Consider the following 20,823-nt stretch of genomic DNA (forward strand, 5'->3'; position numbering starts at 1 on the left):
GCTTAGAGGAATATCTAACTTGACGAAATTTGAGCGAATGCTCAAAGTCCTAGCTCACGATCGATTAGTTTCATGTTTTATTCCATTCGTCGAAGAACTTTTCTTTGGCAAATCGCTAATCTAGTCGGATTGTTCCTAGCGAGTTGCAATTCTGCTAGCAAACTAAAGGAGGTCAACAATATGAAACTTGACAGTAGTGCCTTTTCCGCAAACGCCCTAATTTCCCCTAAATATACCTGCGACGGTCAAGATATTTCTCCTCCCCTCCAATGGGATGAACCCCCACCAGGAACGCAAAGCTTTGTTTTAATTGTTGACGACCCAGATGCACCGGGTCGGACATTTGTCCATTGGGTTGTTTACGACATACCTGCTGTTGTCCGCGAACTACCACAGCAAGTTCCTACCCAGAAAACTTTAGCTGATGGTAGCATCCAGGGCAGAAATGATTTTGGCAAATTTGGTTATGGTGGTCCGTGTCCTCCCAGCGGCACCCACCGATACTTTTTTAAACTTTATGCCCTCGATCAAACCTTGGGACTGGCAGAGGGTGCTACCAAAGATAAAGTAGTCGCAGCGATGGAGGGTCATATTTTGGCGTCGGCAGAACTGATCGGACGCTATTCGCGACAGCGTTAATTTTTTCGCATATTGCAAAAAAAAGCACCTTTTTTAAGGTGCTAAATACAAGCTTGAGGATTTGAACTTTTCCAGGACTGACGCAAGACGAGAAAAGAAACAAAGGTGAGACCGTCGTTCGCGAACGCTATCTCTGATTCCCTTTCCCAAGGATTTTTCGGAGAAACCGGCAATATGCGCTTAAGTCCTATTTTCGATTGAGTTTCTAATAACTCAAGTTGCTACTTATGTCTCTGGGAGCGGCTAATGGCTCAATTGGTAAAAATCCAAGATTAGCCATTAGCAATTAGCTATTAGCAACGCCAAAGTTTATAACTAGCAACTGGCGTTAATAGTCCGTTCAACGCTCGGTTCTGTAAGTATTGCGATCGCGCGCTCCCACAGCAGAACCAGCCAACGACGCGACTAAACCTAGCAAAGAACCAAATACAAACGACCAACCTACTCTAGCCGCATTGCCAGCCAATTCGCGCGCTTGTTGGGCAGATACGTTGGGGACTTGGTTCGGTACGTTCACCGCGCCCCGCTGAGCTTGGTCGATCGCTTCCCCAGCGTTAGATGCGATAACTCCAAACGTACCCGCTACCCCACTTGCTAACAGCCAAGAACCCAATGCTAAGGTCGTTGCCCACAAAATTGCACCGTTGAGCATTGCCGTATTGCGGTTCATCGGCCCGCTAGCGCGAGCTGCAACCCAACTGCCGACAAATAAACTAATAAACAAACTGATAATTGACCAAATGCCTATACCAGTGCCAACATCCCCAGCATTCGTTCTGGGCGCCCCTGAGGTGGAAAGACCGCTCAGACCTATGGCAGCACCCAAAGCGCTTAAAATTAATTGCGTTGCTAAAGCAACCAAAACACCTGCAATAATTGGTCCCCACCTGACGCGGTCGTGGTAATCAACAACGCGAGTCCCCACAACTGGCTCAGCAACGATATTTTCTCCTGGTCTATTTACGTATGTCACGGTTTTTTCCCTCCGTTATGCCTCGATCCGAATCTAGTTTTTATCTTTGGCGATCTTTACGCTTGAGCTTTAATGTAGGGCGAAATAGATCCGGTGAATATCTACCAGTAGAAAGAACTGCTATCTATCAAAAGAAATAAATAGAATAATTACGTAGCTTTGACGATGTTAATTGGTAATTGGTAATTGGATTAAAAGGCTGCGAATTTTTGAAAACTATCCATTAAAATCGAACTCTTTAGATCGTATTTGATAAGTATTTTATCTCCCTATGCCCCCTTGTTAATGAGGGTTAAGGGGGAGCCAAGTCTCCCTTTTTAAGGGGGATCAAAGTCCCACTTGTTAAGGGGGATTTAAGGGGATCTCCAACTAATAAAGGTAACGCGAACGACTGTTGAAAATCATATAACTACAGTAAATAGTCTTTTTGTCAAACCCAGACTGCCCAGATCGTGTGTAGGCGATCGCGTGTGACAGTTGCGTAAGTCCTGAGTAATATAAAATGTCTAGCAGCAGATTCAGGAGTTTGGAAGGAATCAGTAGTAATGGCATCTTCCCTATTTACACAATCTCCCCCAACCTACACGATCAAACAAAGACCGACAAGCGGATACCGATGCTGGCAGCTACTTTGGAGCATTTTGCTAGTGCTGGCAATTTGGAATGTGCCCCAATGCGCTCTGGCAGATGCCAACCAACAGGATATCAATGGGATTATTCGCACGCGGGAGATGGCTCTGCAAGCTCTCAACACTCGTGATTTTTCCAAAATTGAGCCTTACTTACATCCAACCTTCACGATCACAACGGTCGATAACCGTGTTTTTCATAAGGTGCAAGACTTTGAAAATTACTGGAATCAGCAATTCTCCAGTTCGATCAAAGACATCAAAATGACTTTGAAGGTGGATACTCCCAAAAGGTTTCTGTCGCCAGAGACTGCGGTTTCCTACGGAGATGCGATCGCAACGTTCTATTTCCGGGATGGTAATTCGGCTAATATGGCGATGCGGTGGACAGCCGTGATGCAAAAGTTTCAAGGCAGATGGACAATTCAATCGCTGCATTTCTCTTCTAACCTACTGGATAACCCGGTACTGAATGGTGCCCAGCAAGCGGGTCGTGCTACGACAGTTGCCGCAGGGGCGGGCGGCTTCTTGCTGGGGGCAGTCGGGATGCTGCTATGGCATCGCAGGCGTAAACAACCAAGGGAAAGAGTGTAGCCAATATGGTGGAAACAAGTACCGATCGGTTAAGTAATGATATCAGCGGCGATCGCGATCGCCGTCTCAAGGCAACGCTGGTAGTTCTACTAATCTGGGGAATCGTCAGTTTACTCCACTGGCAACCTCAGACTCAATGGTTCATAGTGGGATTAACAGCAGTCCTAAGTATTCAAACAGCAAGAATGCTGATGGCAAAACCGACTTCTCCAACGATTGAGGGTGATGTTGATTTGCCGCAAGTCTCAATTCTAGTTCCCGCTAAAAATGAAAGTGCGGTCTTAATCGATCTAGTTGATAACCTATTTCACCTGAACTATCCAACTAATCATTTAGAGATTTGGGTAATTGATGATGGGAGTACCGATCGAACTCCTCAAATTTTGAGCAAATTACAAACTCAATTTCCCAAGTTACAAGTTCATCGGAGAGAATCAAAAGGCGGTAAATCAGGGGCGCTGAACTCAGTTTTTCCCTTCACGCAGGGAGACATTATCTTAGTCTGCGATGCCGATGCTCAACTTCCGGCGGATTTCCTACAGCAAACAGTGCCTCTATTCCAGCAGAGTGCGATCGGTGCGGTGCAGGTGCGAAAAAGCATTTATAATGCCGATCTTAATTTCCTAACTCGTTGCCAACAGATGGAAATGAATTGCGATGCTTTTCTACAAACCCATCGCATTGCTGTTGCTGGAATGACTGAACTCCGGGGAAATGGAATGTTAGTACGGCGAGAATTACTAGAACAGTGCAACGGTTGGAGCGAAGATACTGTCACTGAGGATTTGGATCTAACTTTCAAGCTGTATTTAATCGGTAAAAAAATTGAGTTTGTCACCCTGCCAGCCATTCGGGAAGAAGGGGTCACAACCTGGGGGAATCTTTGGCCTCAACACTGTCGTTGGGCTGAAGGAGGCTATCAGCGTTATCTCGATTATTTTCCTCAAATTTTAACTTTAGGTTGGGCCAAAGAAATCGATTTATTGTTGTTTTTACTATTGCAATTTATTCTTCCTATTGGACTCATTCCTGACCTGCTATGGACAATCTTTTACAGTCACCATCCCATTCTTTTCCCTCTGCAAACTTTACTCGGTTTTCTTTTAACCGTTGGTTTTATGGCGGGAGTTCACCAATTTCAAGATTTACGAGGATGGCGATTAGTTTGGGCAACGATTCAAGGTTCTCTCTACATGGTGCATTGGATTCCCGCGATGATTGTGGTAACATTAAGAAGCTGCGTGAAAAAGGGGCGATCGCAGTGGATTAAAACTGAGCATTATGGTCGAAATGCCTATAAAACCATGATAAAGTAACTCTCTCCAAATAGTCTTTATCCTTCCAATAAACTAATTATGAAAGTTCAATCTGTCCAGTTAAAGTATTTCAAAAAATTTCGCGATAGGGTATTTGATTTCACAGATACAGAAACAGGATTAGCACGAGATATTATAGTTATAATAGGAATGAATGGCGCTGGAAAAACAAGTCTTTTACAGGCAATTGCAGCAACACTAGGGGTGGCAACTGGGCGATTAGAGAGACTTCCTGGCTTGGAATGGGCAGGATTTAACTATGAATTGCTAGGGCGTAATTGGGGAAAGTTTGAATCAGACGTTACTCTAAAAGTACAATTTTCTTCCCCAGAACTCCAATGCGTGAATTTCACCATAAATTGCAAGAAATAGGGCGTAATTTACCAGTTTCTCCTGCTAACGAACATATTGTATCTCTCAGATGGCAAGGTGAGCGAGTTCAAGCAAACACGGCGGCTGAATTGTTTCAATTCAAAGGACGAGAATATGCCAAGCAACTACTTCGTTCAGAAGGATTTCAGGTGTTTGAACGAGTTGGCACAGTTTTTTGGTACACAGAGCAAAGAACTTCAACTAGCCTAACTCTTGAAAACCAGGATGATAAAGTTGAAATCACAGATAATATTTTACGCGATCGCTTATCAAAGTGGCGAGTATTTCATCAAAATGTGAAAGACAAAGATCTGCAATTGCGTCCTGGACAGAAAGACTTATATGCTGAAATTGAACGAGCTTATAAAGCCGTATTTCCAGAACGTAGCTTTGAAGGTACAGAGCTACGAGAGGGGATTGATGATATTATGAGGGAACCTTGGTTTTATCTCTACGATGGTAAAAATCAGTATGAAATTTCTGAGATGTCTGGAGGGGAGCGTGCTACCTTTCCCATACTGATGGACTTTGCCAATTGGAATATTCATAATTCGGTGATCTTGATTGATGAAATTGAGTTACATTTACATCCACCAATGCAACAGGCATTGCTGAGAGCTTTACCTAAGTTGGGGAAAAATAATCAATTTATCATTACCACCCACTCGGATTATGTGGAGCAGCTAGTACCTGAAGCATCCGTTGTCCGCATTGAGGTGTGATTGTGAGTGTTGTTACCGATGGAAAAATAATTTTTTGTGAAGGGAAGGAAACCAGCTTAGACTATAGGTTACTTAACAGAGTCGTCGATGGCATTCCAGGCGATAGATGCACGATTGTACCTGCTGGTACTAAATTTACTTTTTCAATCTTTGCCGAAGGCTACTTCTCTAGTAATAAAGCAGTAAATCAGAAATACATTGTTTTTCGCGATCGCGATTTCGATGTTCAACCAACTGCTAGCTGCCAACTACTCCAACTAGGTAATAGATCGGGTAATAGATCTATTGCTTTAACTTATCGTGCTTGTGTTGAGAACTATCTTTTAGATCCTAATTTAATTCACACCTATTGGGTAGAAAAGTGCAAGGAAAAGCAGGAAAATCCTAAAGCTTCTAAGTGGGGACATAAAGATTCTCCAGGAGTCGATCTGATTTCAGAATGGATTGAAAGTAGCGCCAAGAACCTGCAAGCTTACCAATCTGTACGCTGGGCGGGTGACTTGGTGAACATGAGTGCAGCACGAAAACAACTCAAAACTGCATGGACAGGTAATAGTGGTATACTTCCTGCTTCACTGGATCTACAAGATTGTAAAAGTGAAGCTTTAGGGTTAGTTAACGAATTTAGACAGGCTGTTGAAACAGTCACACCTGAAAAATTTGAGGAGAGTCTTGCCATGTATCAAAACCAGTTTGAACAAGAGGATTTCTGGACACAGAAACAGTATTTAATATGGTTTCATGGCAAAGATATTCAAAAGCAAATGGATTTGCAGAAGGAAATGCAGAGACAAAAACATCACTATATTTCTCTAGCAGGTTTTTTTGAGTGGGGAATTACTCACCTTGACATTACTCAGCATCCCGATATTATGGAATTACGGACAAGAATCGAACAGCTATAGCTTAACTTATATCGGATACTCTTGCACAAGCTATTATATGTTGCAAGGGTTTCAGCCCAAATAATTACAAAATATTAAGCGCAGTTTCATGGAGAATTGGTATAATAACTAAAAAAATAAAGAATCATGTTAGATTTGCTGATTCAAAACGGGTTAATTTTCGATGGGTTAGGCTCTACACCGATGCGGGGAGATATTGGCATTCAAAATGGTAAGATTGTGGCGATCGCATCCTCTCTTCCCCCCAATGCCGATCAAATTGTAGATGCTTCCGGGGTGTGGGTAACACCAGGATTTATCGACATTCACACTCACTACGATTTAGAGTTAGAAATTGCACCGGGATTGAGCGAATCAGTTCGTCATGGCGTTACCAGCGTTGTAATTGGTAATTGCAGCTTGTCTGTTGCAGTTGGTAAACCGCAAATGCTGGCAGATATTTTTCAGAGAGTCGAAACTCTTTCCCATCGGCTGATTGAGAAATGGTTAAAACAGTCGGTTTCTTGGCAGACACCCGCAGAATATTTAGCACATTTACAACAATTACCCCTTGGTGCCAATGTTGCACCACTATTTGGGCATAGTGCCTTACGCGCTCATGTGATGGGATTGGAACGAAGCCTAACAGTTCAACCCTCAGAAACCGAACTCAAAACCATGCAGCAAATCGCCGCAGATGTGTTAGAAGCGGGATTTATTGGTATCTCAATAGATATGTTTCCTTGGCATCGCATGAGTGGAGAATGGCGCGGTTGCACAATTCCATCACAACACGCTAAATTTCCAGAATATGCTATGCTTGCCGCTCTTTGTCGGGAACGAGATTTAGTTTTTCAAGTGACTCCGAATTTACAACGGCTGGCCTCTTTTCTAGATATTCTGCGCCTGGGTTCAGGAATTGGGCAAAAATCCTTAAGATTGACAGTTTTATCAGCGCTGGATGCCGTACACGATCGCAAATTATGGCGCATCTTTTCTCCCCTCCTTTATTTTTGGAACCGCCTGCTTAAGGGAAATGTTCGCTTTCAAACCTTGACTGAACCCTTCACGATTTATTCTGATGGTTCTGTCACTCCTTTATTTGAAGAATTCCCCACAGGCGCACAACTAAATAGCTGCGGTTCGCGACAGGAACGGCAACAATTATGGGAGTTAGAAACTTTTCGCCGCCAATTTCGCCAGGAATGGCTGAATAATTGGCGCAAATCATTCCATCGTCAGTTAGATTTAATGGAAATTGTGCGCTGTCCTGAAACGAGTTGGCAGGGATTAAGTTTTGCTGAAGTTGCCGCTCAAAAGCAACAGGAACCTGTAGATTTGTTTATTGAGGCGTTGCGGAAGTACGACACAGATTTGCGTTGGGTGGCGACGGGAGCGAACGATCGCTTAAAACCCCGTTTAGCACTCATGCAGCACCCCTATATTTTGCCCGGTTTTACGGATGCTGGCGCTCACGTGCGTAACCTGGGTTACTATGATGGGGCTTTATCTTTGCTCAAGCAAGCAGTTGCAACGAAGTTTCTGGCACCAGAAATTGCGATCGCTCGCGTTACAGGAGAACCCGCTGGTTGGTTTAGGCTGGATACAGGCGTTCTCAAAGTTGGTGCCGGGGCCGATCTGGTTTTACTTAATCCCCAAGCGCTCAACCAGCCTATCAGTCCCCAAGTGGAAATATCAGATCCAGTTCTAGATGGTGAACCTCGCATGGTTAAACGCGGATCGGAAAAAATTGTAGAAGCGGTTTATATTAATGGAATTAGAGTTGTTTGTCGGGGTCAAGTTAGCGATCGCTTAGGTCGAGAACGTCTGGGAACCGTTTTATTTCCATCTTTTTGCTCTCATAGTTTATGACTCCAATTTATCCAAAGTTGAAAAATAAAATTAGCGATCGCCTTCTCGATCATCCCTTTACAAACTACTGGGATATTTTTGTGATCAAACACCAGCACCCCATCAATATCGCCCTTCATATTATCGGCATACTCTTCTTTTACGGCTTACTTTTCGCCATTTGGAAATCGCAAAATTACTGGTTACTATTAGGCTTGCCCCTGACGCAGTTAATCGGATTAGCCGGACATTTTTTATTTGAACCAAGCCATATTGATTTACAAGATGCTGTCTTCTCTTGGCGAGCTTCTTTCTGTTTAGCTAAAATGCTATTTAGGGTTCTATCCGGTCAATATGGAGAGGATATCCGCCAACGTCAGGAAATTTTACGGCAATATCAGTTAAAAGTAGATGTAACCCACTTGTAAATAAAGGTTTTTTATGCAGATTTTTAACAACTGGAATATCATTACAAAAGGTTGGTATATTGCTTGTCCCAGTCAAGCCTTATCTCCAGGAAAAGCAAAATCAGTAGAGATGTGCGGTCAAAAAATAGTCATTTTTCGAGGTGAAGATGGAAAAGTTCGGGCTTTAGATGCTTATTGCCCTCATCTCGGAACAGATTTAGGAATTGGGCAAGTTGATGGAAATTGGATTCGCTGTGCATTTCATCATTGGGCGTTTGATGAAACAGGATATTGTCAAAACATTCCTTGTCAATCGGAAATTCCTGCTGAAGCTAAATTACCAGCTTACGCAACAGAGGAAAAATACGGCTTTATTTGGATTTATCCTGATGCTAAAGCACCGGAAGGAGTGGTTGAATTTGACGAAATGAAGGGAAAAGAGATTGTCAGCCAAGCTGATACCGCTTTTGAAAGAAGTTGCCATCATCACATCTGTATGATGAATGGAATTGATGCTCAACATTTGAAGACTATTCATCATTTAGATATCAAAATGGAACTATCTTTACACACAAATGAATTAGGGACGCAAATTGACTTTACAATGCGGGGACAATTTCCTAAAACAACGCTGCGCGAACGGTTGGGTCAGCGATTTTTAGGGTCTAGCTATGAGTATTCTATGCGCTATGCACACGGTTGTATTGGTTTGCTGACGATGATGAAAAATGTGCGGCTATTTCCTCCGCTTCATACGATCTATGCTTACACTGCGATCGCACCAGGAAGAACGCGAATTCAACCGATTTACATTACTGAGAAACGTCAAGGTATTGTTGGATATTTGCTCAGTCAGTTCTTATTGTTGTGTACCCGCTTGGCTTACTATATGCTCAGAGATGAGGATGGCAAGATTTACGACAATATTCGCTTTAATCCGCAGCTACTCCTCAGCATTGATAAACCATTAGTTCAATATATGCACTATGTTAATCAACTTGAACCGTCTCGATGGTCGCCGAGTGTCAAGGATGAATACTGAATTAAACCAACCACTCTGAGATCTGTCACATTGCTCAGAACCTCCAGCAGATTTGCTCAGTAGACTGTTAGTAGTATTCCCCAAAACCGAGTCTCAGTACTTCCCGAACGATGAATAGTTGGCTGGTTCCCGTTCAAGAGTTGCGCCCAAGCGATCGCACCGCAATGTATACCCTGATGAACAGCCATTTTAAAGGCATAACCTGGGATGGGTTCCAGACCGATCTCGATCGCAAAAACTGGGTGTTATTGTTAAGAAATGAAACAACTAATACTCTTAAAGGTTTTTCAACCCTAATGTTCTGTCAAACGAAGTTTTTAGGGGAGAAAATCAGCGTTATTTATTCAGGAGATACGATTGTCGATCCCAGTGCTTGGTCAAGTACAACCCTGCCTCGAACTTGGATAACTGCCGTCAACTTTCTGCGCCAACAATATGCCGAAAATAAACTATACTGGCTCCTAATTTGCTCTGGTTTTCGTACATATCGCTTTCTGCCCATCTTTTGGAAAGAATTCTATCCTCGCTACGATAAAGATGCGCCTGTTTTGATTGAAAATTTAATGGCAAGTTTGGCACAAGAATATTATGGCGATCGCTACGATAAAGCAACCGGAATTGTCCGTTTTAAGTCTCCCCAAATTCTTCGGGAGGGATTAATTGAAATTCCTCAAGAACGACAGGCTAACCCCCATATTCAATTTTTTACAACCAAAAACCCTGGCTATCGATTCGGGGATGAATTGGTTTGTTTGACGGAAATCTGCTATGAAAATCTCACCCATGCTGGACAACGGATGTGGGAGGCAGAATCGTCGCTAGAAGTTGTGCAAGACTCTGTTTTAATTTAATTTTTATGTCTCTTAACAAACCACATTCAACATTTAATAATCCAACGCAATTTATTCAGGGATGGTACTGGGCGCTACCCTCTAAAGAATTAAAAGTTGGTAAGGTGAAAGCTGTCACGCTTTTGGGTAGAAATTTAGCCATTTATCGAGGTGTTAGCGGTCAGGTAGTGGCGATAGATGCCTATTGTCCTCACATGGGCGCTCATTTGGCAGAAGGAAAGGTAGATGGGGATGGAATTCGCTGTTTTTTCCATAATTGGAAGTATGATGCTAATGGAATTTGCGTAGATATTCCTTCGTTGGAAAAACCCCTACCTGTCTCTATCAAAACTTGGCATACGGCGGAACAGTATGGTCTGATTTGGGTTTGGGTGGGAGAAGAAAAGCCCTATTTGCTTCCTTTTGTACCGGAACTAGAACAGGCAGATTGCGATTATATTTTAGGGACTCGGTTTATTAAAAATTGTCATGCTAATGTGTTGTTGATTAATGCGATCGATGCTCATCACTTTAATACAGTCCACAATCTGCCTCTAGAAATTGTATTTGATTCAAAAGAATTGAATCCTAATGCGATCGCTTTTAGCAACACAACAAAGGGAGGTGATGATTCTTGGTTAATTCGTTTGATTCGTCCTCTCTACCAAAATGAAGTTACTTATAGTATGTGTTATTGGTATGGCAGCACGGGAACAGTAACGCTAGGCCCAGATTTTTTGCACTTCTATATTGTATTTGCACTGCGAACGATCGAGGGGGGTAAAACTGAGGGACAAACGGTTTTAATTACACCGAAGAGAGATGGATGTTTGGGATGGGGAATTAACCGGGGGTTACTATGGTTAACGCAGCAGGTTGGTAATTACTTTGCCAAGGGGGATACACAAGTTTTTCAGACGATTCAATTTGACCTTAAAACTCCCACAAAAGCCGATCGCTCAATTCTAGAATTTATTCAGCACGTTAACCGCCAGAAAGCGCTTACCTGGAAAACTTGGGAATCTGTTGATAATTTAGAAAATAGCGATCGCAACTATCCACCGACCTCTTTAGTACTCTAGCATGACTCACACTTTATCAGAATATCAAATTGCTGGATTAAACTTGCCTCATGCGACCCCTAACGATCGATTAAGGCGGGTTTTGACGGCAGCATTGCCGAATCAAGGAAGTCCTACAGTCAGCTTAAACTTCCATTATTGGGAAGCTGAATTTTTTAACCTGGATCGAGTCAAAGTTTTTCAAGCAGCGAATGATGCCGAACAGTCTGCTATTCTTCAACTTGCCAATCGCAGCTTATTAGAAGAAGCCTATTACATTGAGAATGCAGGCGTTGGTTATATGGCAAAGATGGTGCTTTTAGCAGAAACAATTGAAGAACGAATGCTGTACGGATTGTTTGTGGCGGATGAAGCAACCCACTTAAGTCAAATTAGTTGTTTCTTGCCAGAAATTGAATTAACAGGTAGTAACGATCCGTTTCTGGATTTATTAGCAGAAGTTGTTGAAGGTACGGATAAAACCGTGTTGTTATTTGTGCTGCAAGTGGTGTTAGAAGGGTGGGGTTTAAGTCATTACCGCCGACTCGCAAAGGAATGTCACCATCAAGTGCTGGCAGAGGTTTTTTATAGTTTTTTGGACGTAGAAGCACGCCATCATGCAACGGGAAGTTTATTGTTTGAGGAAATTCCGATTTCAAAATCTAGTCAAACATTAATTATTGAACTGTTAGCAAGATTTCTGATGATGGTACAGGTTGGCCCGCAAAACGTACTAGCTGCGATCGCACAGGTGAAAGGAGATCTTTCGCGATCGCAAAAAATCCAAATACTAGAAGAGTTGGATACGGAAACTCATAGCGGAACAAGGTTACAATTATTGCGATCGCTAATGCGGGGAAAATCAGCAGATGCGATCGTTCAAGCTTTAGAGGATCGAGGTGCTTTTGTCCCCTTACCTGCTCATCAGTGTGTCAACCCAATTTAAACCTTTGATATGGAAAATAAACTATTAGATCGTACAACAATTGATCGCAAGTTGCAAATTAATTATAAACGCAACAAACAGCAAGACCATACAGCTTTAATGGATGAAGCAGTGGAAAAGTTTTGCTATGAAGATTGTAAAAATGAGTATTGGAATCCAGAGGAGTTTTCTTTACTCTATGGTACGCCTTTATGGGAGCAATCCAGCCCACATCAGCGCCTAATTTTGAATCAGCTTTATTGGGTAGCTTACTACTCGCAAATTGTCTCCGCTGAAATTGCCACGATCTTTTTCAATCAAACCAGCGCCACTGGACTTTACGCTCGTGAAGATTTCCGCTTAATCTGCGATACATTGGATTTAGAATCTTCTCAAGAACGCGCCCATATTAATGCATTCCGCACCATTGCCAAACAAGTTGAACAAGCTTTGTTTGGAGAACTGATTTTTACCTACCCGATGCGGAGTCCCTTTACTGAAACAATGGTTTATGCTGATACTAATGCGTTGAAAACTTGGTGGAAAAAGATTCAACTCCAATACTTTGGGTTAATTTCTGCGAATAATACTTTTTTGGCTTGTCAGTATTTTACAGTCAGAGGAGTGCGGACATTGAATGGTAAATTAATTCAGCACAAACTCAGCAACTATTATCAAAAACATCCTCAGCAAGACTTAGCACCCATTCCTGCTAAAATTTCTTACTATCACTTTCTAGATGAAAGCTTTCATTTTAATAGTTCGACAATTTTATCTCACGATGTTGTCACTTGCCTTGCACCACCAACAGCTTTTGAAAAGTTGGTGGCAAATTTAGGGTTATGGGGATGTCAAAGGGATCATTTTCACTTTTCGGCGGCAATTAATGGGATTTTTTGGTACGATCCGGCGCTGTATGGCAAAATTTATCGCGTGTTGCGATCGCCCGTTTTCAACTTAACCGAAAAAGAGGCTAAAGACATGATGAGGCGCTGTTTTACCGAAGAATCAGAGGGATTGCACCGCAGTTATTTAACGCATCAGGAAGCAATGGCATCTTATAAAGTGTATGTTGAAAAACTTGATTATCTGTGGAAACGCAATCGAGAAATGTCACTGATGGCATCTAATTCAATTTCCCAATATTTGGCTACTCAAAAAAGTTCTTTTCAACGCTTTGAACGGCAGGATTTTGCTCGTGTCTGATTTATATACAATCTCCTTTCCCGGAACTGATTATCCGCCTATTACTTTACAACCACATCAAAATTTATCCGAACATCTAACTATTCAGAATTCACCTGTATTGTTTGGCTGTCGGACTGGAATTTGTGGAACTTGCTTAGTTGAAGTTATTGGTGATATTCCTGCTGCTAAGGTCGATGAACAGGAAGTGCTGGATACCTTAGCGCCCGATCGTCCCAATGCCCGGTTAGCTTGTCAACTTGACCTTACAGCCAATGTTGAAATTTGCCAACTAGATAGATGATGTCTTCTGTTCGAGTATTTAACGTTATGCAATTGGCAGATTTCTGGTACATTGTCGCATTGAGCGACCAATTAAAACCTAACACGGTGTTAGCCCGATCGCTCTTAGGAGAATGGCTAGCAATCTTTCGGGGAGAAGATGGACAAGCAGTGGCGTTGCGCGATCGCTGTTTGCATCGCAGTAGTCGCCTATCCGCAGGAAAGATTTGTAACGGCGCATTGCAATGTCCTTATCATGGCTGGATGTACGATCGAAATGGCAATGTTATTGCCGTTCCTTCTGAAGGAAATTCGTTCAAAATTTCCCAGCAGCGTAGAGCAAAGTGTTATCCAACAAAAGAGCAAGATGGTTATGTTTATGTGAGGTTAATTGACAATCCTAACGAACATTTCGATCCCTTTTCCATGCCTCATTATCAAGATCCAGGATGGGAAACAGTACGAGTAATTAATCGTTTTAGCAATAATGTTACTAATTGTGTAGAAAACTTTATTGATATTCCCCATACTGCCTTCGTGCATCCAGGCGTTTTCCGCAACTATCGCCAACAAAAGTTAGAAATGATGGTAGAGCGGAAAAATGGTTCTGTTTTGGTGGAGTATAGTAATGAAACGAGCAATCTAGGATGGTATAGTCGTTTTCTCAATCGGCAGGGTGCTAAAATTAAACATAGCGATCGCTTTTATATGCCGAATATTACCTGCGTAGAATACAAGATGGGAAACAACCGCCATTTATTCATTACCAGTCAATCGATTCCCGAAACTGAAAATTCAACGCTAGTTTACACGGATGTTACTTATAACTATGGCATTTGGAATAAACTAGCACGTCCGTTTATCCGATGGACAGCACAATATATTATTCAGCAGGATGTGAAAATTTTGGGCATTCAAGGGGAAGCGATCGCCAAATACGGAACCCACTTTTCTCACACGCCTGCTGATACGATTCATGTGTTTGTAGAGTCTATTCGAGATGCGATCGCGTCTGGACAAGATCCCCGACAACTAGCCGATAAATCGGTTAAAGTTACATTTTGGGTCTAAGATTTTGCTATGCAAAGCTTTGTACAAGTTATAGTTTTTGTTGCTTTTATCGGATTGGTTGGATGGACTATCTTCGATAAATCTGGTCGAACTAAACTCCAAGCAAAACCTCTGGAAGATTGGTTATTAGACAGCGCTGGACTGTTTGTGCAAGGAATGCTGATTCCACTCCTGCAAGTTACGTTGATTTATCAACTGGATCGTTATCGTTTACCGATGCCAAAAGAATGCCTTAATCTGCCTCTGGTTTTCAGCTTTCTTCTCAGCTTTGTTGCGGTTGATTATCTCTATTATTGGAATCATCGCCTGTTGCATACTTTTTTTTGGCCCGTCCATCAAGTGCATCATACAGTGACTGATTTAGATGTTTTGGGAACATCTCGTAACACCATTTGGGCAAGCTTTCTCATTGTTTATCTGTGGGTTCATACGCTATTTCTGTACTTGCTAGCCGATCCCGCAGGCTATCTTTTAGGAGTTAGCTTAACTTCTGCCCTAGATTTATGGCGACACAGCCAACTAACCATTCCCTCAAACAGTTGGCTTTACCGTTATTTATCTCCTTGGTTGATTCTGCCACAGGATCACGCATGGCATCATTCTAGCCAGTTTCCCGATCGCAATTACGGTGCAAATCTGAAACTTTGGGATAAGTTGCATGGAACTTATTATGAAGAAAGTGAATTGCCAACCGAAATCGGAACCGCAACCTCATTAACTTTCACTCAAAAGCTTTTATTTCCTTTTTTATGACACTGCTGAGTAAAATTATTTTATTTTTTCCTGCTATCGTTTTATTGGTAACAGGCGGATCGCTGATCTATTTTGCACATTCACCCAGCATCCTCAGCGTTTTGGCTGTATTGTTTTCTCTTTACGGATTACCTGTTTTAGTTTACCGATTGCATCAGCGGGTGTATCCGCTTCGAGAGGGCATTAGTTATTTACAAGGAAAGGAGTATAGTCCTTGGTGGGGTAGCCATCAAATTCAGGTTATTTATATTGCAATTCCAGCTTTAGAGGCTGTGTTGCAACTGATTCCAGGGGTATTTTCCGGTTGGTTGCGTTTGTGGGGTGCGAAGGTAGGGCGAAATGTGTACTGGACACCAGGACTAGAAATAGCCGATCGCGGTTTGTTAGAAATAGGCGATCGCGTTGTAATTGGACATCGAGTTGGCATTTATTCTCACGTTATTAAACCTCGGAAACAAGACTTAATGTTATATGTCAAAAAAGTCAAAATTGGTAATGATGCCTTTGTGGGTGCAGGATCGCATCTTGCCCCCGGTGTAGTAATTGAAGATGGCGTTTATATACCTGTTATCACTAACCTTTATCCCAATCAAAGGGTGAAATAATGCGTCAGTTAATTCAACTCTTTGGACAACTTCTTGCACCAACTTTCCAGGGATTTTATCAAGCATTGGATAACCCTCAATTAACCCAAGAATTTGTCTGGCGCGATATTTGCGATCGCCTGATTCAAAGCGAGTATGGCAAATCCTTGGGAATTCAGTCTGTAGCAGATTGGCAGCGCGTCCCAATCGTTGATTATGACAAGCTTCAACCTTGGATTTTAGGAGAACAAAATTCTAAACGTAAGCGAATTCCACTTACACCAGAACCCATTTTGTTTTATGAAAAAACCTCTGGGAGTAGCGGTGCAGTTAAATGGATTCCTTACACGCGATCGCTGCGAAAATCGTTCAATCAAATGTTTTGTGTCTGGGCGCACGACTTAATTAAAAATGGCCCTAAATTCTCAACTGGTAAACTCTATGCCTGCATTTCGCCACAGTTAAACTTACCAGACTCTGACCCAGAAAATTCTCTTTCTTTGCAAGATGACTTGGATTACTTAGATAATTGGTTGCGCTGGTTACTGCGACCTTGGTTGGTGATACCAAAGAAACTCGATCGCCTGCACGATCCCGAGGGCTTTAAACATCAGCTTTCTCTAGCATTATTGCAGGCAGAACAACTCGAAATCATTTCTATTTGGAGTCCCAGCTTTCTCCAAATTCATTTAAACTACATTCAGGATAATCAGGAATTATTGCGAAAAGAATTACAGGGAAAAATCTCAGATGAACGCCGGCAACTGCTGACTGAACATCAGATTCCTTGGAGGCAACTTTGGTCTAATTTAAAGCTAATTTCCTGTTGGGATGCTGCCAATGCAGCAGATGGGGCTAAAGGGTTGCGATCGCAATTTCCCGATGTATTAGTTCAGGGTAAAGGTTTGCTAGCAACGGAAGCCCCAATGACGATTCCGTTGCTAGAAGCTAACGGGTATGTTCCAGTGCTGGATGAAGTCTTTTTCGAGTTTGAAGACGATCGGGGTTCCTTGCACGAGTTACACGAACTCAGTATCGGGCAGGACTATACTATAATTTTGTCGCAAAAGGGAGGGTTGTATCGGTATCGAATTGGCGATCGCGTCCGGGTGACAGGTATGTATCGCCACACTCCTTGTTTAGAGTTTTTAGGACGACATGAAGCCATCAGCGATCTAGTGGGTGAAAAGCTACAAGAAAGCTTTGTGCGACATATTTTAGAGCTATTAAACCTTGATGAAACCTGTTTTAAAACTTTAGTTCCAGTTGCTAATCCGCCTCACTATATTCTGTTACTCGATCGGGCTAAAGAAACCTCAGATATCCTTGCTAAACATCTAGATCTTGCTTTGTCAGAATCAATTCAGTACCAGCGGGCGCGATCCCTCGATCAACTTGCACCTCCAGAAGTGTTTATTTCCCCTAAAATTCCTGAATTATTAGCTTTGTACCGCGTGCGATCGGGTAGTATTTGGGGTGGTATTAAGCATCCCATTCTCGCAACATCGCCTATTAACAATTTACTTTTTGATCAACTTAAATTTCAGCTTCAGTAAAATAGTTGAATCGTAAATTTTGCATAGAAACCCGGTTTCTAGGCGTAAATCCTGAAGAAACCAGGTTTTTGGACAAAACCTGGCTTCCGCTTGATTAGACGTTGTTTAGCGTACTCTGACAGCAGTACCAATTGCAGTGATTAGCAATAAGCAACCGTTTTGATCGACATTGATCGTGCCGGTATCAACTTCAACACCAACAACGGCATTAGCACCGAGACGTTGGGCGCGTCGTTCCAGTTCGGCGATCGCTTCCCGCTGACCTTTCTGGAAAACTTCCTCGTAGCTGCCGGTACGCCCGCCTATAACATCTCGGATACCTGCAAAGAAATCCCGAAACACGTTGGTGCCATAGACGACCTCAGCGGTCACCAGACCCAAGTAGGATTGAATTTCCGAGCCTTGAATCACATCAGTTGTGGTTACAATCATTACAATTCCTCTAACCTGTTTAAGCACCGATTAAACTTTGTTGGCAACAACCAGTTCCCAAATTGAGCAATCCCTGATTAAATATCCAAGGCATAGCAACAATCTAGGAATGGCTCCAAACACAAGGGATATAGACCATGCAAAAGCGGCTCTTGTTCGCAGTCAGTTGGCTGTTATTGGCAGGGGTGGCATTAAGTTGTCCGCAACTTGCCCTGGCAAATCAACCGTTTGTAAATAGTGATAGCATCGCGGAACCCGAAGAACCCGAAGAACCCGAAGAATTTTTGCAACCACAGCGTCGGTTACTTAACCCGACTCCCCAACAACCTACCTCCGAACTCGATCGCTTATTGCAGCAAGGGCGTCAGCTGGCAGAAGCTGGTAACTTCGCCCCAGCTTTAGCGGTATATCAACAGGCTGCTAACTTAGAGCGTAACAATGCCCGCATCTTTTCCGCTATAGGATTTATACAAGCGCGTCAGGGCAAATTCCAGGAAGCTGTCAACGCATATCGACAAGCGATCGCCCTCGAACCCAACAACCATCTGTTTCACTATGCCTTGGGATACAGTCTTGCTAACTTAGGCGACAATGTCGCGGCGGCAAATGCCTATCGGCGTGCTTCAGAACTCAACAGGGGCAACACTCAAGCTTTTTTGGGACTGGGCGCGGTATTATTCCGCCAGAAAGATTATCAAGGCGCTTTGAGAGTCTACGAACGCGCCATTAGGCTTCAGCCTAGAAGTGTTGAAATCCGCCAGTCCATCGTTGCCGCATTGATGCAACTCAAGCGGTATGATGACGCCATCGAAGTGTTAGAACGAGCGGTCAGCATCGATCCTGATAACAGCCGCTTACGGTTACAACTGGCTTATGCCTTAATCGCAAAAGGCAACCAACGTGGAGCATTATCCGCTTTAGAACGCGCTGCTAGACTCGAACCGCGCAACGCTGACATTCAATTGCAAATGGGCAAGATTCTGCGCCAGCAGAATAATTTGCCCAGAGCCTTAGCCGCTTATCAGCGAGCGGTAGAATTAGATGATAAATTAATTGAAGCACAGGCAGGGATTGGTGAAGTTTTGCTGCTTCAGCAAAATTTTTCCCAAGCCGTAAGTGCCTATCGTCGCCTGATTGAAATTGCTCCCCGCGAAGCAGCCGCGCACTATAATTTGGCAGTCGCTTTGGCGAAAGCCGGATTTACCGGCGAAGCAATCGCATCGTTTAAAAAAGCCCGCGATTTATTTCAAAGTCAAGGCCAAAACGAGGGAGTTAAACAAGCCGAAAACGCCCTGCGCCAACTGCAACAAGGAAGCTCAGTTGGGAGTTAAAAGCGATTCGCTTTTGGCAACAAGTTCACTCAAACACCACCGTGCGATCGCCGTAAACCAAGACTCGATTTTGCAAATGCGATCGCACGGCTCTTGATAGCACCACTCGCTCTAAATCTTTGCCTTTGCGAATCAAATCTGCCACTTCATCTCGATGGCTCACCCGCACTACTTCTTGCTCAATAATCGGCCCTTGGTCTAAGTTGGCAGTTACATAGTGAGCCGTTGCCCCAATAATTTTAACTCCCCGTTTATACGCTTGTTGGTAAGGATTTGCCCCCACAAACGCAGGTAGAAATGAATGGTGAATGTTGATCGCATTGGGAAATTGCTCGATAAAACTAGGGCTAAGAATCTGCATATACTTAGCCAGAACAACCAGATCGATGTTATAATGTCGTAGCAGTTCTAACTGTTTGGCTTCCTGCTCAAGTTTGTTCTCTTTTGTAATCGGAATGTGGTGATAGTCGATGCCGAATTGTTCTGCGATCTCGCGTAAATCGGCATGATTGCTAATAATCAAATTAATTTCAGCCGGTAGCTCGCCCGCTCGCTGTCTCCAGATCAAATCTAACAAACAATGTTCCTGACGACTTACCCAAATAGCAATTCGGCGCACGGTGTCAGAAAAATGAAGTTGCCAGTTTGCTTGCAAGGGTTGGGCAATAGCATTGAAAGCAGGACCGATCAATTCACGGGACAGACCAAACCCGTCTAACTGCCATTCCAGGCGCGTCAGAAACAGTCCGGCAGCAAAATCGGTATGCTGATCGGCATGAACGATGTTGCCCCCATAGGCATAGATGAAATTGGCAAATTTTGCTACCAATCCTCGTTGGTCTGGGCAAGAAATGAGTAGGGTTGCTGTAGGAGAATTCATAAGCACTCCGGCAGATATAACGTCTCATTAAATCCGAAAATCGCTCCCCATAATTGATTATCCTTAAATTGGGGAAACAGCAAAAACTTAAATTGCCCGTTATTCTTGAATCTGGGAAACCCAAACCCCCTTTCCTGAAAGTATTCCCATCCCCGATACAATTGCTTAATTCCTTGCTGAATAACTTGAGAAGGAACCTCACCTATTTTTGCAAATTCCTTCTTGGCTTTGGGCCAGTTGTTAAGCTGATTGATTTCCTTGGGAAACTTGGCTTTTGCTGGAATGATGTACTCTTTCTCCAAAGAGCATCTATCTATCAAGCACTTGCGACTATCGCACCAATCTTTTATCTCCCGCAGTGCGTAGTTGCCGGGTAGGAGAGACTGCGTCGCCGCATCTCTCCCCCCTAAGAACCGGACTTGACACTTTCGCATCATCCGGCTCAAGCCTCCAGCTTCTCAGAACGTTTGCCTGTGTGTGCCTGTTTGTGACAGACCTTATGGA

At 43.1% G+C, this 20,823-nt stretch carries 23 protein-coding genes; 19 read left to right on the top strand and 4 right to left on the bottom strand.

The features are described 5' to 3' along the window. The first annotated feature begins 180 nt into the window (after positions 1-180). Positions 181-639, top strand: a complete 459-nt coding sequence (locus ACE1CM_RS11360) for a YbhB/YbcL family Raf kinase inhibitor-like protein (protein ID WP_374877553.1) — start codon at positions 181-183, stop codon at positions 637-639. 340 nt (positions 640-979) lie between these two features. Here the strand turns inward: ACE1CM_RS11360 and ACE1CM_RS11365 are convergent, their stop codons facing one another. Continuing rightward, the gene (locus tag ACE1CM_RS11365; RefSeq protein ID WP_374877555.1) at positions 980-1,612 is read right to left on the bottom strand and encodes a hypothetical protein; all 633 of its coding nucleotides are present in this window, start codon (positions 1,610-1,612) and stop codon (positions 980-982) included. A 545-nt stretch (positions 1,613-2,157) separates the two neighbouring features. On the opposite strand from ACE1CM_RS11365, the gene ACE1CM_RS11370 reads away from it, so the two are divergent. The 17 genes from ACE1CM_RS11370 to ACE1CM_RS11450 all read left to right on the top strand — a co-directional run bounded on the left by ACE1CM_RS11370 (position 2,158) and on the right by ACE1CM_RS11450 (position 17,676). Further along, entirely contained in the window at positions 2,158-2,835 is a 678-nt protein-coding gene (locus ACE1CM_RS11370; protein WP_374877557.1) for a YybH family protein, read from the top strand. 5 nt (positions 2,836-2,840) lie between these two features. After that, positions 2,841-4,151 carry a glycosyltransferase gene (locus ACE1CM_RS11375; protein WP_374877559.1) on the top strand — a complete coding sequence of 437 codons (1,311 nt, stop codon included), beginning with the start codon at positions 2,841-2,843 and terminating at the stop codon, positions 4,149-4,151. Positions 4,152-4,190: 39 nt separating this feature from the next. Then, positions 4,191-4,523, top strand: coding sequence for an AAA family ATPase (locus tag ACE1CM_RS11380; protein WP_374877561.1), 333 nt, complete (start codon positions 4,191-4,193; stop codon positions 4,521-4,523). Further along, a complete protein-coding gene (locus ACE1CM_RS11385; RefSeq protein WP_374877563.1) occupies positions 4,490-5,245 on the top strand; it encodes an AAA family ATPase in 756 nt (251 codons plus the stop codon). The genes ACE1CM_RS11380 and ACE1CM_RS11385 overlap by 34 nt, the downstream gene beginning before the upstream one ends. A gap of 2 nt (positions 5,246-5,247) precedes the next feature. Continuing rightward, positions 5,248-6,150 carry a hypothetical protein gene (locus tag ACE1CM_RS11390; protein ID WP_374877564.1) on the top strand — a complete coding sequence of 301 codons (903 nt, stop codon included), beginning with the start codon at positions 5,248-5,250 and terminating at the stop codon, positions 6,148-6,150. A 126-nt stretch (positions 6,151-6,276) separates the two neighbouring features. Further along, positions 6,277-8,001 (top strand): amidohydrolase family protein, encoded by a 1,725-nt coding sequence (locus ACE1CM_RS11395; RefSeq protein WP_374877566.1) that lies wholly within the window; start codon positions 6,277-6,279, stop codon positions 7,999-8,001. Beyond that, positions 7,998-8,408: an Mpo1-like protein gene (locus ACE1CM_RS11400; protein WP_374877568.1), complete on the top strand. Its 411-nt coding sequence runs from the start codon at positions 7,998-8,000 to the stop codon at positions 8,406-8,408. The genes ACE1CM_RS11395 and ACE1CM_RS11400 overlap by 4 nt, the downstream gene beginning before the upstream one ends. A gap of 13 nt (positions 8,409-8,421) precedes the next feature. Continuing rightward, complete coding sequence (locus ACE1CM_RS11405) at positions 8,422-9,429, top strand: Rieske 2Fe-2S domain-containing protein (protein WP_374877570.1); 1,008 nt, start codon at positions 8,422-8,424, stop codon at positions 9,427-9,429. 110 nt (positions 9,430-9,539) lie between these two features. Further along, on the top strand, positions 9,540-10,280 hold the full coding sequence (locus ACE1CM_RS11410; RefSeq protein WP_374877571.1) for a hypothetical protein: 741 nt from the start codon (positions 9,540-9,542) through the stop codon (positions 10,278-10,280). A 5-nt stretch (positions 10,281-10,285) separates the two neighbouring features. Beyond that, the gene (locus ACE1CM_RS11415; RefSeq protein WP_374877573.1) at positions 10,286-11,341 is read left to right on the top strand and encodes a Rieske 2Fe-2S domain-containing protein; all 1,056 of its coding nucleotides are present in this window, start codon (positions 10,286-10,288) and stop codon (positions 11,339-11,341) included. A gap of 1 nt (position 11,342) precedes the next feature. Next, positions 11,343-12,266 (top strand): ferritin-like domain-containing protein, encoded by a 924-nt coding sequence (locus tag ACE1CM_RS11420; protein WP_374877575.1) that lies wholly within the window; start codon positions 11,343-11,345, stop codon positions 12,264-12,266. Positions 12,267-12,275: 9 nt separating this feature from the next. Further along, complete coding sequence (locus ACE1CM_RS11425) at positions 12,276-13,451, top strand: P-aminobenzoate N-oxygenase AurF (protein ID WP_374877577.1); 1,176 nt, start codon at positions 12,276-12,278, stop codon at positions 13,449-13,451. After that, positions 13,444-13,734, top strand: a complete 291-nt coding sequence (locus ACE1CM_RS11430; RefSeq protein ID WP_226580907.1) for a 2Fe-2S iron-sulfur cluster-binding protein — start codon at positions 13,444-13,446, stop codon at positions 13,732-13,734. The genes ACE1CM_RS11425 and ACE1CM_RS11430 overlap by 8 nt, the downstream gene beginning before the upstream one ends. Further along, positions 13,731-14,783, top strand: coding sequence for a Rieske 2Fe-2S domain-containing protein (locus ACE1CM_RS11435; protein WP_374877579.1), 1,053 nt, complete (start codon positions 13,731-13,733; stop codon positions 14,781-14,783). Before ACE1CM_RS11430 ends, ACE1CM_RS11435 begins: the two co-directional genes overlap by 4 nt. 9 nt (positions 14,784-14,792) lie before the next feature. Further along, positions 14,793-15,536: a sterol desaturase family protein gene (locus ACE1CM_RS11440; RefSeq protein WP_374877581.1), complete on the top strand. Its 744-nt coding sequence runs from the start codon at positions 14,793-14,795 to the stop codon at positions 15,534-15,536. Beyond that, complete coding sequence (locus tag ACE1CM_RS11445; RefSeq protein WP_374877582.1) at positions 15,533-16,141, top strand: acyltransferase; 609 nt, start codon at positions 15,533-15,535, stop codon at positions 16,139-16,141. Before ACE1CM_RS11440 ends, ACE1CM_RS11445 begins: the two co-directional genes overlap by 4 nt. After that, complete coding sequence (locus ACE1CM_RS11450) at positions 16,141-17,676, top strand: GH3 auxin-responsive promoter family protein (protein WP_374877584.1); 1,536 nt, start codon at positions 16,141-16,143, stop codon at positions 17,674-17,676. Before ACE1CM_RS11445 ends, ACE1CM_RS11450 begins: the two co-directional genes overlap by 1 nt. A 105-nt stretch (positions 17,677-17,781) precedes the next feature. Here ACE1CM_RS11450 and ACE1CM_RS11455 read toward each other — a convergent pair whose 3' ends face one another. Then, positions 17,782-18,108 carry a YbjQ family protein gene (locus ACE1CM_RS11455; RefSeq protein WP_226580927.1) on the bottom strand — a complete coding sequence of 109 codons (327 nt, stop codon included), beginning with the start codon at positions 18,106-18,108 and terminating at the stop codon, positions 17,782-17,784. A gap of 137 nt (positions 18,109-18,245) precedes the next feature. On the opposite strand from ACE1CM_RS11455, the gene ACE1CM_RS11460 reads away from it, so the two are divergent. Beyond that, on the top strand, positions 18,246-19,439 hold the full coding sequence (locus ACE1CM_RS11460; protein ID WP_374877586.1) for a tetratricopeptide repeat protein: 1,194 nt from the start codon (positions 18,246-18,248) through the stop codon (positions 19,437-19,439). A 25-nt stretch (positions 19,440-19,464) separates the two neighbouring features. Here the strand turns inward: ACE1CM_RS11460 and purU are convergent, their stop codons facing one another. Together purU and ACE1CM_RS11470 are read right to left on the bottom strand one after the other, a co-directional pair. Beyond that, the gene (purU, locus tag ACE1CM_RS11465) at positions 19,465-20,319 is read right to left on the bottom strand and encodes a formyltetrahydrofolate deformylase (RefSeq protein WP_374877588.1); all 855 of its coding nucleotides are present in this window, start codon (positions 20,317-20,319) and stop codon (positions 19,465-19,467) included. Continuing rightward, the gene (locus tag ACE1CM_RS11470) at positions 20,316-20,756 is read right to left on the bottom strand and encodes a hypothetical protein (protein WP_374877590.1); all 441 of its coding nucleotides are present in this window, start codon (positions 20,754-20,756) and stop codon (positions 20,316-20,318) included. The genes purU and ACE1CM_RS11470 overlap by 4 nt, the downstream gene beginning before the upstream one ends. Between the last annotated feature and the right edge of the window lie 67 nt (positions 20,757-20,823).

Source organism: Microseira sp. BLCC-F43, assembly GCF_041929235.1.
In the GTDB taxonomy this organism is placed as follows: Bacteria; Cyanobacteriota; Cyanobacteriia; order Cyanobacteriales; family Aerosakkonemataceae; genus Microseira.

Excerpts from the sequence above, each read along its gene's own strand:
- ACE1CM_RS11360 (WP_374877553.1), top strand. The coding sequence starts at position 181 with ATGAAACTTGACAGTAGTGCCTTTTCCGCAAACGCCCTAATTTCCCCT.
- ACE1CM_RS11370 (WP_374877557.1), top strand. The coding sequence starts at position 2,158 with ATGGCATCTTCCCTATTTACACAATCTCCCCCAACCTACACGATCAAA.
- ACE1CM_RS11375 (WP_374877559.1), top strand. The coding sequence starts at position 2,841 with ATGGTGGAAACAAGTACCGATCGGTTAAGTAATGATATCAGCGGCGAT.
- ACE1CM_RS11380 (WP_374877561.1), top strand. The coding sequence starts at position 4,191 with ATGAAAGTTCAATCTGTCCAGTTAAAGTATTTCAAAAAATTTCGCGAT.
- ACE1CM_RS11385 (WP_374877563.1), top strand. The coding sequence starts at position 4,490 with ATGCGTGAATTTCACCATAAATTGCAAGAAATAGGGCGTAATTTACCA.
- ACE1CM_RS11395 (WP_374877566.1), top strand. The coding sequence starts at position 6,277 with ATGTTAGATTTGCTGATTCAAAACGGGTTAATTTTCGATGGGTTAGGC.
- ACE1CM_RS11400 (WP_374877568.1), top strand. The coding sequence starts at position 7,998 with ATGACTCCAATTTATCCAAAGTTGAAAAATAAAATTAGCGATCGCCTT.
- ACE1CM_RS11405 (WP_374877570.1), top strand. The coding sequence starts at position 8,422 with ATGCAGATTTTTAACAACTGGAATATCATTACAAAAGGTTGGTATATT.
- ACE1CM_RS11410 (WP_374877571.1), top strand. The coding sequence starts at position 9,540 with ATGAATAGTTGGCTGGTTCCCGTTCAAGAGTTGCGCCCAAGCGATCGC.
- ACE1CM_RS11415 (WP_374877573.1), top strand. The coding sequence starts at position 10,286 with ATGTCTCTTAACAAACCACATTCAACATTTAATAATCCAACGCAATTT.
- ACE1CM_RS11420 (WP_374877575.1), top strand. The coding sequence starts at position 11,343 with ATGACTCACACTTTATCAGAATATCAAATTGCTGGATTAAACTTGCCT.
- ACE1CM_RS11425 (WP_374877577.1), top strand. The coding sequence starts at position 12,276 with ATGGAAAATAAACTATTAGATCGTACAACAATTGATCGCAAGTTGCAA.
- ACE1CM_RS11435 (WP_374877579.1), top strand. The coding sequence starts at position 13,731 with ATGATGTCTTCTGTTCGAGTATTTAACGTTATGCAATTGGCAGATTTC.
- ACE1CM_RS11440 (WP_374877581.1), top strand. The coding sequence starts at position 14,793 with ATGCAAAGCTTTGTACAAGTTATAGTTTTTGTTGCTTTTATCGGATTG.
- ACE1CM_RS11445 (WP_374877582.1), top strand. The coding sequence starts at position 15,533 with ATGACACTGCTGAGTAAAATTATTTTATTTTTTCCTGCTATCGTTTTA.
- ACE1CM_RS11450 (WP_374877584.1), top strand. The coding sequence starts at position 16,141 with ATGCGTCAGTTAATTCAACTCTTTGGACAACTTCTTGCACCAACTTTC.
- ACE1CM_RS11455 (WP_226580927.1), bottom strand. The coding sequence starts at position 18,108 with ATGATTGTAACCACAACTGATGTGATTCAAGGCTCGGAAATTCAATCC.
- ACE1CM_RS11460 (WP_374877586.1), top strand. The coding sequence starts at position 18,246 with ATGCAAAAGCGGCTCTTGTTCGCAGTCAGTTGGCTGTTATTGGCAGGG.
- purU (WP_374877588.1), bottom strand. The coding sequence starts at position 20,319 with ATGAATTCTCCTACAGCAACCCTACTCATTTCTTGCCCAGACCAACGA.
- ACE1CM_RS11470 (WP_374877590.1), bottom strand. The coding sequence starts at position 20,756 with ATGATGCGAAAGTGTCAAGTCCGGTTCTTAGGGGGGAGAGATGCGGCG.